General features: G+C 35.5%; 14 protein-coding genes and 1 pseudogene. 7 read left to right on the top strand and 8 right to left on the bottom strand.

Annotation, left to right across the window (positions count from 1 at the left end; genetic code table 11):
* The first annotated feature begins 9 nt into the window (after positions 1-9).
* From PZ898_RS06940 to PZ898_RS06920, 5 genes are all read left to right on the top strand, one after another.
* The gene (locus PZ898_RS06940) at positions 10-2,814 is read left to right on the top strand and encodes a hypothetical protein (protein ID WP_277695140.1); all 2,805 of its coding nucleotides are present in this window, start codon (positions 10-12) and stop codon (positions 2,812-2,814) included.
* A gap of 10 nt (positions 2,815-2,824) precedes the next feature.
* Positions 2,825-4,258 carry a hypothetical protein gene (locus tag PZ898_RS06935; RefSeq protein WP_120231682.1) on the top strand — a complete coding sequence of 478 codons (1,434 nt, stop codon included), beginning with the start codon at positions 2,825-2,827 and terminating at the stop codon, positions 4,256-4,258.
* Between the two features lie 634 nt (positions 4,259-4,892).
* The gene (locus PZ898_RS06930; protein ID WP_277695139.1) at positions 4,893-5,627 is read left to right on the top strand and encodes a HAMP domain-containing sensor histidine kinase; all 735 of its coding nucleotides are present in this window, start codon (positions 4,893-4,895) and stop codon (positions 5,625-5,627) included.
* The gene (locus PZ898_RS06925) at positions 5,627-6,271 is read left to right on the top strand and encodes a response regulator transcription factor (protein WP_062671712.1); all 645 of its coding nucleotides are present in this window, start codon (positions 5,627-5,629) and stop codon (positions 6,269-6,271) included. The genes PZ898_RS06930 and PZ898_RS06925 overlap by 1 nt, the downstream gene beginning before the upstream one ends.
* A gap of 131 nt (positions 6,272-6,402) precedes the next feature.
* Entirely contained in the window at positions 6,403-6,804 is a 402-nt protein-coding gene (locus tag PZ898_RS06920; RefSeq protein WP_147367574.1) for a hypothetical protein, read from the top strand.
* 226 nt (positions 6,805-7,030) lie between these two features.
* Here PZ898_RS06920 and PZ898_RS06915 read toward each other — a convergent pair whose 3' ends face one another.
* Genes PZ898_RS06915 through PZ898_RS06880 form a run of 8 tightly spaced genes read right to left on the bottom strand, consistent with a single transcriptional unit; the run spans position 7,031 to position 13,564 of the window.
* Entirely contained in the window at positions 7,031-7,678 is a 648-nt protein-coding gene (locus PZ898_RS06915; RefSeq protein WP_123280019.1) for a MarR family transcriptional regulator, read from the bottom strand.
* Between the two features lie 36 nt (positions 7,679-7,714).
* The gene (locus PZ898_RS06910; protein ID WP_277695138.1) at positions 7,715-8,413 is read right to left on the bottom strand and encodes an SDR family oxidoreductase; all 699 of its coding nucleotides are present in this window, start codon (positions 8,411-8,413) and stop codon (positions 7,715-7,717) included.
* Between the two features lie 12 nt (positions 8,414-8,425).
* Positions 8,426-8,707: a TIGR03643 family protein gene (locus tag PZ898_RS06905; RefSeq protein ID WP_120231673.1), complete on the bottom strand. Its 282-nt coding sequence runs from the start codon at positions 8,705-8,707 to the stop codon at positions 8,426-8,428.
* A complete protein-coding gene (locus tag PZ898_RS06900) occupies positions 8,707-10,185 on the bottom strand; it encodes a cryptochrome/photolyase family protein (protein WP_277695137.1) in 1,479 nt (492 codons plus the stop codon). The genes PZ898_RS06905 and PZ898_RS06900 overlap by 1 nt, the downstream gene beginning before the upstream one ends.
* Positions 10,173-11,474 carry a DASH family cryptochrome gene (locus PZ898_RS06895; RefSeq protein ID WP_277695136.1) on the bottom strand — a complete coding sequence of 434 codons (1,302 nt, stop codon included), beginning with the start codon at positions 11,472-11,474 and terminating at the stop codon, positions 10,173-10,175. The genes PZ898_RS06900 and PZ898_RS06895 overlap by 13 nt, the downstream gene beginning before the upstream one ends.
* Entirely contained in the window at positions 11,426-11,581 is a 156-nt protein-coding gene (locus PZ898_RS06890; RefSeq protein WP_277695135.1) for a DUF2256 domain-containing protein, read from the bottom strand. Before PZ898_RS06890 ends, PZ898_RS06895 begins: the two co-directional genes overlap by 49 nt.
* Positions 11,582-12,904, bottom strand: coding sequence for an AarF/UbiB family protein (locus PZ898_RS06885; protein WP_120231671.1), 1,323 nt, complete (start codon positions 12,902-12,904; stop codon positions 11,582-11,584).
* Between the two features lie 3 nt (positions 12,905-12,907).
* On the bottom strand, positions 12,908-13,564 hold the full coding sequence (locus PZ898_RS06880) for a TetR/AcrR family transcriptional regulator (protein WP_277695134.1): 657 nt from the start codon (positions 13,562-13,564) through the stop codon (positions 12,908-12,910).
* 97 nt (positions 13,565-13,661) lie between these two features.
* On the opposite strand from PZ898_RS06880, the pseudogene ribA reads away from it, so the two are divergent.
* Together ribA and PZ898_RS06870 are read left to right on the top strand one after the other, a co-directional pair.
* Positions 13,662-14,252: pseudogene (gene ribA / locus PZ898_RS06875) on the top strand (GTP cyclohydrolase II).
* 53 nt (positions 14,253-14,305) lie between these two features.
* Positions 14,306-15,739, top strand: a complete 1,434-nt coding sequence (locus PZ898_RS06870; protein ID WP_277695133.1) for an SDR family oxidoreductase — start codon at positions 14,306-14,308, stop codon at positions 15,737-15,739.
* Positions 15,740-15,811: the final 72 nt, after the last annotated feature.

Here is a 15,811-nt window from a genome sequence, read left to right as displayed (position 1 = left end):
AATTAAGCTTTGAAACCACAGAATGGAATATCAGTATCAGTACTAAGAAGAACAATCTTATTTTTTATATTTGTTCTTCTGAACTTTTCGTGGGCCTTTGCACAGGAAAAGAAGGATATACAAATCCATTTTGAAAATGACAGTGTAACTGTTGAAAAGGGTTCTACTTTTACTAATTTCCTGATCATTGAGAATAAAAGTTCTGAAGAGATGATGATTCAGAATATCAGCCCTCAGGAACAGTATCCGGGATTGCTTTTCTATCCCAAAACTGACTTTACCCTAGGCCCGGGTCAGTCTAAAAATCTTCCTGTGAAACTGATCGCCAACGTTGATTTTATGAAGCTGAGATCCAATAAGATCCAATTTCAGGTTTCGTATGCCACTTCAAAGGTCACCAGGGCTGAAAACGCCTCATTCTTCGTCTCTAAAGGTGAGAACAAAAACATCGCGATTTATACGGCTACCTACGAAAATTTTATTAACCCTGCTTTGCCCCAATCCTCAATTCTGCTGACAGTAGAAAATCAGGGGTATAGTAAACGTACCGTTAAGATTGATTTGCAGTCAATTCCGGATGGTCTGGAAATTTTGCCAAAACAGCAAACCTTATCTCTGGAAGGTTTAGAAAAACAAACGCTTGAAATTAAAATTGCCGTCAGAAAACAGAATACACTTTACCCGGAGTTTAATATTAATGCAATTGTCACAGATCTGCTTGATAATAAAATTGTGGGAAGCAACACGCTCTACTTGGTTATTTTATCGCACAACAGACAAATTGCCCGTGGAAACGAAGCGGCGAGTGGAAGTAACTTTGCGGAAATGAGCTATAATGAAAACAGTTCAGGGTTCAATTTTCTTCAATTGAGGGGAAACACAGCATTCCGTATGTCTGAGAATTTAAAATCACGCTTCAATATCGGTGCAGATTACTATTTTGAAGACGGCCTTTATAACGTGTATGATACCTGGCTGGAACTGGAGAGAAAAAATACGGTTTTACGCTTGGGAAATGTTAATAGCAGCGATTACGACTACCCGGTTTTCGGAAGGGGTGGAAAAGTTTCTACCAGATTTGGTAACAGTAATCAGATTGAAGTTCTTGCGCTGGAAAGTAATTATAATCTGTATGGTACTTATTTCCAGCAAACAGAAGGATCTACCATGGTAGGTGCAAAATATGCTTTTGGAAATGCTAAATCTTTCAATGGAAAAGTATCCTATATATTCGACCATGATCCACGCTTTAACGTAGATACACAGGTAGCGAACGCGGTAACATCATTGTTAATTAACGAAAAACATATCATCCGCACGGAGGTGGGAGTGAGCAACGAAAACGGCCTTTTGAATAAAGACGAAAACACAGGAGCTTCCATGGGAGCCAATTACGAAGGAAAAATAGGGAAATGGGATATACAATCTTTCAATTCCTTTGCCACCAAAAGTTATGCAGGGATTAAACGGGGATCTTTTTTCTCAAATCAACGGATCGGCCGCCAATTTTCTGCTGCTCAGCGTGCTTTTATACAATATCAGCATTCGCAGGTAGAACCCGAGTTCCTGAGTTTCCAGAGTGAACCTATCCAACCTGGGAATACCTCTAATTTGCGTTATTATTTCAACAGCACGGAAGCTTTGGGACTAGGGTATCAGTTTTCTTTAAAGAAGTGGAATTTCCTACTTTATCCAAAGGTTGAAAAACAAAAAACAGCTAATTTTTACACATCACAGGAACTTTTTTCTTACCGGTTGGAAGCCAATATCAGTACTACATTAGGTGCTCACGGATTGAACCTGACGGCGGAATATTCTTATTCAAAAGAGAATGATAATCCAGAATGGTTCAACAGTTTGAAAACGACTTTATCTTACAGATATAAATCATTCTCCCTCAATGGAACAGCCCAATGGAACGCGATCAGTGTCTTTGATTTAAATTCTTATTATAATGGAAACCGTAATTTCGCCAACTATAATGTGTATGCCTCCTATAATTTCCAGATGTTTAATCATAATCTGACCGGATCTTTTTCAGCCGGGACTTTCTATTCGGAACTTTATAAAAATTTAAACAGCAATATCACCGGTAATCTGGAGTATAAGATTTCGCCTTCCTGGTCTACCACAGGGTATTTTAATCTTTCCGGTTATAAATCTACAGCTGAATATGCAACCAGTGGAAGCTATTACCAGTTTAGAGTGGGGATTAAAAAATATTTTACCACAGCAACAACTCTCGGAAATCATAAAGTGGCTTTCCAGTTCTTTGAAGATAAAAATTTTAATGGACTTCTGGAATCCGGCGAATCGGTACTTGCTAATGAAATTGTAAAACTGGACAATTATGTAGCGATAACAGATAAGAATGGAAAAGTAGTTTTTCAGAATGTCCCAGAAGGAACTTATACACTAAAAATGAACGAAAGTGCAGGTGCCCGATTGATGATGGATCCAGTCATTATGGTGCATGCCAATATTAACCGTAAAGTAGGCTTGGTAAAAAACATCAGGGTAAGTGGAAAATTAACAGAGATCAGACAAGCTTATGATGTTCTGGAAACGGATGTAACCGGGATCGTGGTATATGCAAAAAGTGAAGAGGGTATGATCTATACTGCTGTGGTTAACCAAAAAAATGAGTTTGAATTTTTCCTGAAAGATGGAAAATACACGCTCTATATTGAAAATGACAAATACAGCTATACACAACCCAGCCAAACTATTCAGGTGACAAAAGAAGGTTATTCAAAAACTGTGGTTTTTGAATATAAGAAGAAAGACACCACCATTAAGGTGAAAAAGTTTTAAATTTAAAAGTATGAAAAAGATGAGGTCTTTTCTAATAGGAATTTTTACCGTATTGTTCGGGGCTGCGGTTACGAAAGCTCAGGATGTATATCTGTCGGTTCCTGAAAATAATATTTTTAACAGGAGCGAATTTACTTCAGTACCTACAAGAGTAATGACGAACGCCAACAGAACCAACTGGGATTATGCCTTTTTGGGATTACTCCCAACAGCTCCTACATTTACCTCTGTTTCCGGGCCCAATTTTACTCACTCTTCTTCCTCACTTACTTTACCCGGTTCCGCGCTTCTGTGGCAGTTGGAAAGTATGGGAGGACAGATGCCATCTACTGGATTTTCAGGTTATTTGCCAGGTTTTCAGTCTTTCAGTACAAGTGCTGTAAGATGGTTTGAACCACCATCCATCAGTCTGGGAGGAGGATTCAACCGGGGAAATATCAATTTTATCTTTAAAATTCCTGCCTCACAATTTAGTGCCAATGCCTTCCGGGCCGGGAATTACTCCATGGATATCACTCAGAATTATAATGACTTCACACCACGTAATTTTAAAACAATTTTAGTCATTCCTTCAGCTATAAAATGGGTTGCAAACTCTTTAACAAAATACATAGAAATATCTTCTTTGAATGACTACCGCAGTACAAGCACGCGAGTGTGGGATTTGGGGAATACAGAAATTGCAAATACGGTTGATTTTAATTTTTGGGCGAAAGCTGCTGCCACAAACATTCAGTTCACGTCCTCTAAAGGTGTTCCGGGAACCAGAAATATAGCAAACATTAAATTGGGTAGTAACGGATCTTCACTCACAACCAAAGCCTTATCTTCCGATTTTCAGAATTTTTCCGCGGCTAATTTCAGTGTAGTAGCAGGAAACAGAAACAACTTCATTCCACAGCTTTATGTGTCTGCGGAAGATTTTAAAAACTTCTTTTTTGAAGCCGGAACTTATACGTTTGATTTAAACTTCAATGCCAGCAGTACAGATAACTCCATTAACAGTTTGCAAAATACGGCTGTTCAGTTAAAGGTACTTCCTCTGTCGGAGATCACCATCCCCAGTTCCGGACGCAATGTAAATTTCAATTTTAATACCGCTGCCCATTACACCGATGGCCAGACACAAATGATTCCCAACCAAATCATGTTGTCCAATAATGAAAATTTTGAGCTCTATGTAAAATCGGACGAAAATTATTTTAAGAAAGGTGGTTTACAGACCAACATCAATTCAAATATTTTACAAATCGGCATAGATGGGAGTTCTGTAAATGTTCCTTTATCCAAAACTCCTCAGAAAATACTCTTTAACGGAGCTCCGGTTTTAGACCGGGGATTGAACGTAAGATATACCATATCACCTACGAATGCCCAAAGTTTGGTAGGGAAGGAAAATACTACTTACTCTATCAATGTTTATTATAGCTTTACGGCAATTTAACAATACTTTTTGAAATCAATCCTCTTATTTGCTGATGAAAAATTTCTCCATCAGTATAAATAAGGTGTATGTCTTCCAATAATTCGTTTTCTGAGTGCATTTTTTTACAGCATTTTATAGCTGTGGTTTCATCATGCAATTGGCAGAAAACACAAAACTGCCCAAAAATTTTCTGAAGTATCGCTATAGATACGTTTTCTTACTTTGATGATTTTTCTTTCATCAATCCGCTTCAATATCTGTAGATGTATTTTGGTAGTCCGGCTATCAATAATTGTCACTTCAGGATGCCATTTTTTATCTTGCATCATTCAGCTGATTGTGATCAGTAATCTATGATACTGTTCTATATTTCACTTTTCTCTATTTTCGATAATACCGGTAAACAGTCTGCCAGAGTCAAAATTCTCCTGGAATCTGATACAGCCATTTTGTGAGATAAACAGAACCTGTATTATTTCAGGTAAATCCCATTTGATTTTTTTTTAACCAATATGATATTTTTTTTAACTTGCTACCTTCTGGAAGAAAGGTCTGAACTATATGTTTTTAGTTACATTGAAGCAATATAACTCTTTCTGCCTTCTTTCAAAAAAATAACTCAGACAGCTTCTAAAACCGTGATACTTAATTTATGAATGATTTAATCAACGAACTCCAATTAAAAATTGAAAGACTGGAAAACGAAATCAATTTCAAGAACGGATTGATCTCGATTTTGTCTCATGACTCAAAAGAACTGTTGGGAACCTTTCTGTGGCTTACAGAAGAGCTGGAGCAAAATACTATCAATGAGGAAGATTTTTTTAAGTTGTTGCCGCAGGTAAAACGAGATGCTCAGAAAAATCTGCAAACTATACAGGACAGCATTGCCTGGCTAAAAACACAATACGGGGAATTTAAGATTAAACCCGTTAAAATCATGGTGATAGATCTTTTTCACTATTTGGAAGAAAAATATGCTGCTCGATTAAAAGAAAAAAAGATTAAGTTTTATTTTAAAGGAGATCACAATGCATTTCTTACAGGCGATCGCATGTTGCTCGAATATGTTTTAGACAAAATTTTTAACAACGCGGTAAAATATTCATGGCCAGGTCAAGATATTTATTTACAGGAGATTACAGAAGGTGATCAGGTTGTGCTTTCTATAAGTGATTCCGGAACAGGCATCAATGAAAAGTATTTACCTGGGATCTATACTTATGGTAATCCTGTATTTCTGGGAACTGCGGGCGAGAAAGGAGTGGGATTAAGTTTGAAAATTGTAAAAAATTTTATATCCTTGCTTAATGGAAACATCCAAATCATTTCCACTGAAAATAAAGGCACCACAGTTTCCCTTTTTTTACGTAAATTTATAGAGTAATGGGTTTAAAAGTAAACATTCGCATTGTTGTAGCAGACGATCATGGTATCGTTCGGATGGGTTTGATACAGACAATTAAACGATTCAGACCCGATGCTATCATTTCAGAAGTAGAGGATTATAAATCGCTGTACAATTTAATTCTGAAAGAAGAATTTGATCTGGCCATTATGGACGTTAATATGCCTAATGGTACTGTTCAGGAAGCAATAGATTACATAAAAATTCACCAACCTGCATTAAAGACTTTGATATTTTCTTCCCAGGATGAAGAATTGTATGGAATGCGTTATCTGAAAATGGGCGCTGGTGGCTATCTAAGCAAGCTAAGCTCCACTGATGTAATTGAGACTGCTCTAACGGCGATGCTTAATAAAGGCCGATATGTAAGTGAGAATATAAAAGAAGCGATTTTTTTAGAATCATTAAACGGCTCTGTAAAAACTTCTCCCTTTGAAGCGCTGTCAGACCGCGAATTGCAAATTGCCAATAAGCTTGCAGAAGGTCTTCCCCTCAAAGAAATTTCTAATCAGCTGAATCTCCATTCATCAACGATCAGTACATACAAAATCAGGTTGTTTGAGAAGCTTAAAATACGGTCCATACCCGAATTGGTAGAGATTCTCAGGTTGTATAATCAGTAAATATTCTATTACAAAAATCTGATTGTGACTCAATCTCTGCTCCTTTGTACAAAGTTATTTTCAGAAACCCAATAGTTCAGTGGAAAATACAATTGAACAAGATAGGTATAAATCTGTTTAACAAAAAAGTAATGAATGAATTTATAATCCTAAAGTCAAGTTGGGGAATAGCTATCTTTTATGAGATAAAAGAAATCATAAATCATAATCAAAATGATGAGAATGTATATGAAATAACTCCTTCTGTTTTTATAAAGTTAAAGAGTGATTTATTGGATATTATTTCGTTAGAGTATTTAAAGAAAGGAATACAGAGTATAATACAATTTATCAAAGAATTTCCAGTCTGCTTTTCTATAGAAAAATTGGAATATAATATTTGTGATTATCAGCCTGAGGGTATGTATTATATGTTCAGGAAATGGTTTTTTGAAAGTCATAATATGGAGATTCCTCCTATGAATATTTATTATGATAAGGAGACAAATAAATACGTTTTTCCTGATTTAATTGATATTGGAGAATTATCTTAATTCATACATGTTATATGGATAAATTAATTATAACAGAAAATACCGAATTTATTTATTGGGATAATTTTGACTATCAAATAAATGATAGTATACTTGTTTCTAATAATGCTAAAAAGTATAGGTCTTCTGATGAGCTATTGAAAATATGTCGTCCTGTTTTTACTATACATTATAAGAAAGGAATCCAATGTGGAAATAGTTTTACAAGCAAGGTTTTGCACGTATTTTAGAGGAAAAATTCTGATATCTGATTGATGTCGGAATTCTTATAATCAACATAAATATGATAATGAAATTCATTAAGTTTTTTCAAAATCCTAAGAAATTCATTCTTCTCAACTTTATCAAGCTTTCCGGATAAAATTTTTGAGATTAAGTTGACATTAGAAACAGATGCGTGGAAAATTTCTTCGCCTTTTTTAGTCAAATTTAATCGTTTGCTGCGCTTATCATCTTTATCATTTTTCTCCTCCAAAAATCCCGCTTCCAAAAGTCTTTTGATGATTTGAGTTCCGGTTTGTTTCTCGTGACCGTTTTTTTCGATCAATTGAATTTTCGTTAAAAAAGGTTCGTCTTTTAAGCGGTACAGGTAGGTAAATTCTTCATTCGCTAATTCAGGGAAATCTCCCAACCCTTTTCTGATCAGTAATTTAGAATATCGTCCTAATAAGAGAACCTGTTTGCAAATTTCATTTTCGGTAAATGAAACCTGATGATTTTCATTTTTAAAAAGCTTGGTAGGGCTTTCATCAGCATATTTTTTATCATTCATCCACACGCGGAAATCATCAACGGTGGAGTTGGATTTGCAGGCGTCAGAATGTTCAAATTCTTTCACGTGATGGAGCAGGTCTATGAAAAAGTCGGTTTGCATAATAATTTTGGTAAAGATATTAGTTTTTGGGAATGATTACAATTTGATGTTACTCATTCCTCCGTCAATCCCAATGATCTGTCCCGTGATCCACGCTGAATGATCAGATAGTAGAAACGCAACCATTCTTGCGATTTCGTCGGCTCTTCCGACTCTTTGCAATGGATGTCTTCTTCCTGAAGCTTCCCGTTTTTCAGGTGTTGAAAGAAGTGGTGAAGCTAAATTAGTATCCGTTAAAGAGGGAGCAATGGCATTCACTCTGATTTTCTGAGTAGAAAATTCTGCGGCCATACTTTTCGTCAAACCTTCAACAGCACTTTTACTTGCAGAAATTGAGGAGTGAAAAGGCATTCCCAGCTTTGCCGCCACCGAACTGAACAACACGACAGAAGCAGTTTCCGACTTCTTCAAATTAGGCAACAGTTTCTGAATCGTTTTCACAGCACCCAAAACATTGATTTCAAAATCATTCCTGAAATCTTCAATCGAAAAACGGTTAAATGGTTTTAAATTAATACTCCCCGGTGCATAAACCAAACCGTCAATAACTTCAGGGAATATAATTTCATCCAGATTCCCCGAAAGAATATCTATTGGATGAAACTCAATATTTAAATTTTCAATTTCAGGATTTTCGGTTCTTGAAATACCAATAACGTAATGATTTTCTGATAATATTTTTGCAGCAGCAAATCCAATTCCCTGTCCGCAACCGATAATGACTATGTTTTTCATTTTATTCTGTTTTTATCGTTTCGAAATTTTATTATGACTTATTGTACGCTGTCTTTTACATTTAAACCTGTCAATTTCAGGATTTCTTTTCATCAGATGCTTCTGGCTTACTCCAGAATTCACTCTTTTTCTCCAAAGCCGAAAACTTGATGGTTTCAGTTCTCTTCTCATCAATTCAATCACTCCAGATTCTGAAATTCCAAACTGAAATGCTATCGCTTCAAACGGCGTTCTGTCTTCCCAGGCCATTTCAATGATGCGGTCTGTCTGTATTACATTAAATTCTTTCACCATTATTTTAAATTTTTAATCGTGTGCCTTGCGATTTTAAAGTGTTCAGATTTTTTCTCATCCGTCATTTTATCCATAGTTCGCAACATCATTCCCAATCTCGGATTTGTTTTGAAAAATTCTTTGTTATCATTCACAAAATTCCAAAAGAGGGCATCCCATTTTTCTGTCCAGTCGTCATCAGAGTAATCGCTCATCTTTTTGATGTAATTGCTTCCGCTGATGTAGGGTTTTGTACTCATTTTTCCTCCGTCAGAAAAGCTGCTCATCCCATAAACATTAGGAACCATTACCCAATCGTAAGAATCAATGAACATTTCCATAAACCATTGGTAAATGTCATCTGGATTAAGTTTCAACAGATTCATAAAGTTGGCGAAAATCATCAATCGTTCGATGTGATGTGCATAACCAGTTTCCAGAACCTTCAAAATTGTGCTGTCAATCGGTTTAATTTCAGTCCTTCCTGTATAAAAAGATTCAGGAAGCGGATTTTGATGTTTCCAATAGTTTTTATTTCGCTGATAAGTTCCCTCATAAAGGTAAATCCCTCTCACAAATTCTCTCCAACCCAAAATCTGCCGCACAAATCCTTCAAGAGAATTGATGGGGATTTTATATTCGTTCGCATATTCAATGGCTTCTCTCAAAACGTTTTCTGCAGTTAAAAGTCCAATGTTTAACAATGGCGAAAGCACGCTGTGATGCAGAAAATGTTCACGCTCTACGATACTGTCTTCATAAACCCCAAAATCGGCAAAACGCAGTTCCAGAAACTGATTCAGCCAATTTTCAGCTTCCTCAAAAGTGACGGGATAGAGTTGATACGACGTTAAATTGCCATAATTTTCATTAAAATTTTTCCGGATATAAATTTTCGCTTCCTCAAAATATGTGTTGTTTTCCGGGAAGTGAATGGATGGAGCTTTTTTGTTCTTTGGATATTTTTTACGGTTTTCTGTATCGAAAGTCCATTTTCCACCGATGGGTTTTCCGGCTTTCATTAGAAGATTTCGGGAAATTCTCTGTTGCTTGTAAAAATCGGTTTGATGATACGATTTTTTATCTTCAAAATAGTCTTTCAAATCTTCCTTAGTATTGATAAACAAAGGACTTTCAATAATCTCTAATTCCAATGTAGTTTCCTTAATTCTCTTTTCAAGCCAATTGTCACAAACATCCGTGATGAGAATTTTGTCAAAATTTAGTTTTTCCAAATGCTTGATTAAATTTCGAACATCAGAAAGCGGGGAAGCACTTTCAATATATTCTACCTTGAATTTTTCTTTGGTCAAAAATTCCTCATAAAACTTCATACTCGCCCTATGAAAGGCAATTTTCTGTTTGTGAAATTTATATTGTTTAAAAAACAGAAACTCTTCCACCAGAAAAACAGGGTGATTTTTATCCAGATAATCCGTGTCTTTAAAAAGCTGATGCGGAAATATCAATTGCGCCGTTGAAGATGCTACTTTAGCCATAAATTTCTGAATTTTCGATCCGAATCATACTGTTCAGCCTGTTTTTCAGCATTGAAAGTTCTGCTTCTCGCGTCATTTCCAACGCCGGCGAGATACATCCAGTTTCCATAATTGCTGTGAACATCGTAATCGATGAGCATTTCCTCAAAATAAGCTGCACCCATTTTCCAATCCTGCTTCAGGATTTTGCAGAAATAGGAAGCTGCGTTTTGTCGTCCGCGGTTGCTCATCCAGCCCGTGTTTTTAATTTCCAGCATATTGGCGTTGATAAAATCAGAATCTGTCTCGCCATTGATCCATTGGTTAATTAAATTTTGATCATATTTCCATTCGTATTTTTGTTCTGAAATTCCATTTTGCTGAAATATTTTATCCCGAAACTGCATTGAAGTAAATTTGAAAAAGTCTCGCCAAAGCAATTCGAAAACAAGCCAATATGTCGATTCGTTACTTCCAAATTCTTTCTCATATTTCTTGATTTCGTGGAAAATAGACACTGCAGACAGACTTCCGTTGGCAAGCCACGCAGAAAATTTGCTGCTGTAGTCTTTATCAATTAAACCATTTCTTGTTTCTTTATAACAACCTAGATTTCTAGTTTTAAAAAAGTAATGATTCAATCGTTGTAATCCTTCAGTTTCACCGCCTGAAAATGGAAAAGCAGAAAATTGATGCATTTCAAAATCGTCAAAGCCTAAAGTCTTTAATGTAATATCGTCGCTGTTTATTTTTAAATTTAAAATGGATTTATTGTAAACCAGATGTTCAGCATTAAATTCATTTCTGATTTTAAAATCTTCCTCTATTTTTTGTCTGAATGTAGTAAACAGTAAAGGAATTTTATCTAATCGTTCTTTTACGAAATCTGGTTCAAACAAAAGTTGAGAATAAGATTTTATCCATTGTACATCAGGAAAAATGGTTTTGATTTGATTTTCCAATCCAATTTCTTCCTTTGTCCATTCTCTCTGACAGAATATTTTTTCAACCTCAAAATCTTTAGATATCTCCTTAAAAACATCTTCGGTCTTACCCAATTTTTTAAGAAACGGAATCTTCTTTTCTTTTAATTTATTTTCCAAATCCGAAACAGTTTGCAACAAAAATTTAGTCCGAAATTTTCCAATTTTCTTAAAATTAAGTTGTGTCGAATGGAAAAAAGATTTGTCAAAAATATACACTGCAAGAAAAGGTAAATGTTCTTGCATCACGTTGTAAAGTGATTCATTGTCTCTGATTCTTAAATTGTTTCCGAGCCAGAGGAGGTTGATTTTTTGTTTTTCCGGCATTTTTCGCTGCAATATTTTACTTCGTTCCAGTTCTTCTTCCACTTTTTCCGCCATTTGAAGGGCAGTCCGCAGACTTCACAAATCTTTGAAGGTAAGTTGGCAGGCATTTATTCGTTAAAATTTTTGTACTGATTGATTACGACATTTTTGGCTTTCAAATCGTGCATCATATTATACAAACCAAAAAATGTACGGTTCAGATAAATAAAATGTTTCGAACCTCTGTTGGTATTCATTCCTTTCATATCGCTTATTTTAGCGTATTTCTGACCCAGATCTGCAATTTCCTGAAAAAACGATTCATCAGAAAAATCAAAAATTTCTGCGTTAAAAGGTCTTGTGAACAATTCCAGTAATTCGTAGAATAATTTGGTGAAAAATTCCTGTTCTTTAGCAGAATCATTAGAACTCAAAATCTCCAGATCGTATAATTTTTCTTTGTAAAATTCAGGATTATTCAGATTCTCAAGTTGAGCCAACTCAAAATAGGGTTTATAAAAGTCATTCGGGATTTCTTTGATACATCCGAAATCAATCACGAGCAGTTTTTTATCTTCTGAAACCAGGAAATTGCCTGGATGTGGGTCTGCGTGAACTTGTTTTAGGACGTGCATTTGGTACATATAGAAATCCCAGAGTGTCTGTCCGATTTTATTCAAATCTTCCTGAGAATTTTTCAATTTTGTGAATTCCGAGAAATGTTTTCCGTTCATCCAATCCATTGTGATGATTCTTTCGCAAGATAATTCAGGATAATATTTGGGAAAATCCAAATTCGCAAGATGACTGCATTTTCTAGAAATTTCCTGACTTCTTTTCAGTTCAAGATCATAATCTGTTTCCTCAAACAATTTATTTTCTACTTCCTGAAAATAAGATTCTGAACCTTCTTTCTGGATATTAAACATTTTCATCGCAATAGGTTTTACCATTTTCAAATCACTTGAAATGCTTTCTCTCACACCGGGATACTGAATTTTTACAGCAAAATTTTGACCATCTTTTTTCGCTTTATGAACCTGTCCGATACTTGCCGCGTTAACGGATTCATCCGTGAATTCATCAAATAGATCCTCCGGATTTTTTCCGAAATATTTTCTAAAAGTTTTCTTTACCAAAGCTCCCGAAAGCGGCGGAACAGAAAATTGCGACAAAGAAAATTTTTCAACATAAGCCTGCGGAAGAATGTTTTTCTCCATACTTAACATTTGGGCAACTTTCAAGGCTGAGCCTTTCAGCTCTTTCAGAGAATCGTAAATGTCGGTTGCGTTGTTTTCATTCAAAGCTTTTTTCGCTTCGCCCTCATCTTTATTTTTTGTGATTTTATTTCCGTAATATTTAATGTAATTAACACCGACTTTTGCTCCTGCTTTCAGCAAGCTGCTCGTTCGTTCCAGCTTTCCTGTTGGTATTTTATTGAGTGTTTTCATCTGCTATTTTTTAAATTTTTCTTTAAATAAAAACTTTCCGAGGTCAACTATTTTTCTCAAAGGTTCGTTTTCCATCAGTTCAAATCCTGTGTCAATTGTTTTTTCGATGAAAATATCCGTTTTTTCGAATGATGGAGATGTATCTTTTTTCCAAAATTCGATGGCGGAAACCAAATGAATCCACAACGCTTCTTCACGAGCTTTTTCGTGGAAATTTTTCAAATCATCTTTCGCTTTTTGAATCATTTCCCAATCATTAAAATCAAGAGTTTTGACGAATTGTCGATGCGTTTCCTTAAGCTGATTTGAAATTTTTGCCAAGTGTAATTTGTCATTTCCCAAGATCATCAGAACCAAAGAACGGTTCATCGTCATATTTTCAAAAAAGATAAAATAGACATTCAACAGTTTTTCTTTTGAAGTAATTTCATCAGAATTGTTAATTTCCGAAGCTAACTCTACAGATTTATCAAAAAGATTGACCAACATTGATTTTTCTATCTGTTCAAAGCTTGAGAAGTAATCGTAAAAGTCTTTTTCTTCGAATTCATTGTCTTTTGCGAAACGGTAAATGTTTTTTGGTCTTTCGCCGTGATTCAAAAGGTAGTCACCGTACAATTCAAATATTTTATCTTCCGTAATTATATTTTTTGTTTCCATTATTGATTTTATTTATCAACAAATTTAGTAATTAATTTTACTACTTAAATAAATTAAGTATAAATTTGTACTATAACAATAATTCAAAATATAACTAATGCTTACAATACAGGCTCAATCTAATGTACCGACCGATTTTGGAATGTTTACCGTCTATGCATTTTCTGAAAATGAAAATGACTGGTGTCCACATTTGGTGTGGGTGGCTGAAAAAACAGATTTTAATGAAGTTGTTAATGTTCGTTTCCATTCGGAGTGCATTACCGGAGAAGTTTTCCATTCGAGGAAATGTGAATGCGGACAACAACTGGATGCGGCAATGAAATTTATGTCGGAAAACGGAGGAATGATTATTTATCTCAGACAGGAAGGCAGAAATATTGGAATCATCAATAAATTAAAGGCTTATGCTCTTCAGGAACAAGGTTTTGATACGGTAGAAGCAAATTTGAGATTAGGTTTGCCGGCAGATGGTAGAAGTTTTGATGTTGCAATCGAGATGCTGAAAATGTTGTAAATTTCTAAAGTTAATTTATTGACCAATAATCCTGAAAAATTGAAAGCTTTCAACAACAGCGGGATTTTGCTCAATAAAAGAATTCCTTTGGAAATTGAATCTAATTCAGTCAATGCGTCGTATCTTACAACAAAGAAGGATTATTTTGGGCATCTCTTCGAAAAACTTTAAGTTACATTGAAAATTCAAAGAAAAATTCTTTAACTGATTCAAAATTAATTCTCATGAAAAAGATTTTATTAACGGGAGCAACAGGTTACATTGGTAAAAGGATGATGAGTGTGATTACAGAGCAAGGCTACAAAGTGGTGTGCTGCTGCCGAGATGTCTGCCGATTTTCCAGACCTGCCGGGATCAATGATGATTTGATCGAAGTTATCGAAGTTGATTTCCTGAGAGAGGAAACTTTGAAGAATATTCCGGAGGATATTTCAGGGGCATATTATCTGATGCATTCTATGAGTGCGAATGGTGATTACGAAGAATCGGAGAAAATCTGTGCTCAGAATTTTGTTTCAGCAATTGAAAAAACGGCGTGCAAACATATTATCTATCTGTCAGGATTAGTCAATCAGAAAGAATTATCAAAGCATTTGAATTCAAGATTTAATGTAGAAAAGATTTTAATTGAGTCTAAAATTCCAACAACGGTTTTACGAGCTGGGATCATCATCGGTTCTGGAAGTGCATCATTTGAGATCATTAGAGATTTGGTTGAAAAATTACCGGTCATGATTACGCCAAAATGGCTCAATACGAAATGTCAGCCCATAGGAATTGCAAATGTTTTGGATTTTCTAATTTTTACTTTATTCAAAAAAGAAACTTACCGTAAAAGTTTTGACATCGGTTGTGAAGATGTCTTGACTTACAAAGAAATATTGCTGGGTTTTGCGAAAATCAGAGGTTTGAAAAGAACTATTATCACATTGCCGGTAATGACTCCGAAACTGTCTTCGTATTGGTTATATTTCATCACTTCAACCACTTACAGTCTGGCAAGTTCGCTCGTCGGAAGTATGAAAATTAAGGTGGTTTGTAACAATGAAAGTTTATCAGAGATTAAAAAAATAACTGGAGTTCAACCATTTTCTTACGAGAAGGCTTTGGAGAGAACGATGGCAAAGATTCAGGCCAACGAAATACTTTCCAGTTGGAAAGACAGCTTTATAAGCAGCAGAAATGATTCTTCCCTGAAGGAATTTATTGAAGTTCCGCATTTTGGCTGTTTTAAAGACGTTCGAAGTGAAAAATATGACGACCGTGAAAAATGTCTCGACCGTGTTTTTGGTTTGGGCGGCAAAAATGGATGGTACGGACAAAACCTTTGGAAAATCCGGGGTTATATGGATGTATTGGTTGGCGGTCCGGGGCTCAGAAGAGGAAGAACGCACCCGGTAGAGCTTCACGAAGGAGATGCTCTGGATTTTTGGCGCGTACTTTATGCTGATAGGGAAGAAGGGAAATTGATTCTTATTGCTGAAATGAAACTGCCTGGAGAGGCGTGGCTGATGTTCAAATTATACAAAGGAAAGCTCTGGCAGAAAGCAGTTTTCCGACCAAAAGGATTGTGGGGAAGATTATATTGGTATTCTGTATTGCCTTTTCACGGATTTATTTTTAAAGGAATGGTGATAAAATTGGCTGCTGGCCATTAATGAGTTTAATTCATGAAAAATCTTTTGAACACAGGAAACGTAGCTTTTAGCAAAGTCCTATATGATAGTGTT

The organism is Chryseobacterium sp. WX, from assembly GCF_029542485.1.
GTDB classification, from domain to species: domain Bacteria; phylum Bacteroidota; class Bacteroidia; order Flavobacteriales; family Weeksellaceae; genus Chryseobacterium; species Chryseobacterium cucumeris.
The sequence above is the reverse complement of the archived record's forward strand: the minus strand, read 5'-3'. Positions and strand labels throughout refer to the sequence as shown.

What these genes read in the sequence shown, in the direction of transcription:
- PZ898_RS06935 (WP_120231682.1), top strand. Translation starts at nt 2,825, where the DNA reads ATGAAAAAGATGAGGTCTTTTCTAATAGGAATTTTTACCGTATTGTTC.
- PZ898_RS06930 (WP_277695139.1), top strand. Translation starts at nt 4,893, where the DNA reads ATGAATGATTTAATCAACGAACTCCAATTAAAAATTGAAAGACTGGAA.
- PZ898_RS06925 (WP_062671712.1), top strand. Translation starts at nt 5,627, where the DNA reads ATGGGTTTAAAAGTAAACATTCGCATTGTTGTAGCAGACGATCATGGT.
- PZ898_RS06920 (WP_147367574.1), top strand. Translation starts at nt 6,403, where the DNA reads ATGAATGAATTTATAATCCTAAAGTCAAGTTGGGGAATAGCTATCTTT.
- PZ898_RS06915 (WP_123280019.1), bottom strand. Translation starts at nt 7,678, where the DNA reads ATGCAAACCGACTTTTTCATAGACCTGCTCCATCACGTGAAAGAATTT.
- PZ898_RS06910 (WP_277695138.1), bottom strand. Translation starts at nt 8,413, where the DNA reads ATGAAAAACATAGTCATTATCGGTTGCGGACAGGGAATTGGATTTGCT.
- PZ898_RS06905 (WP_120231673.1), bottom strand. Translation starts at nt 8,707, where the DNA reads ATGGTGAAAGAATTTAATGTAATACAGACAGACCGCATCATTGAAATG.
- PZ898_RS06900 (WP_277695137.1), bottom strand. Translation starts at nt 10,185, where the DNA reads ATGGCTAAAGTAGCATCTTCAACGGCGCAATTGATATTTCCGCATCAG.
- PZ898_RS06895 (WP_277695136.1), bottom strand. Translation starts at nt 11,474, where the DNA reads ATGCCGGAAAAACAAAAAATCAACCTCCTCTGGCTCGGAAACAATTTA.
- PZ898_RS06890 (WP_277695135.1), bottom strand. Translation starts at nt 11,581, where the DNA reads ATGCCTGCCAACTTACCTTCAAAGATTTGTGAAGTCTGCGGACTGCCC.
- PZ898_RS06885 (WP_120231671.1), bottom strand. Translation starts at nt 12,904, where the DNA reads ATGAAAACACTCAATAAAATACCAACAGGAAAGCTGGAACGAACGAGC.
- PZ898_RS06880 (WP_277695134.1), bottom strand. Translation starts at nt 13,564, where the DNA reads ATGGAAACAAAAAATATAATTACGGAAGATAAAATATTTGAATTGTAC.
- PZ898_RS06870 (WP_277695133.1), top strand. Translation starts at nt 14,306, where the DNA reads ATGAAAAAGATTTTATTAACGGGAGCAACAGGTTACATTGGTAAAAGG.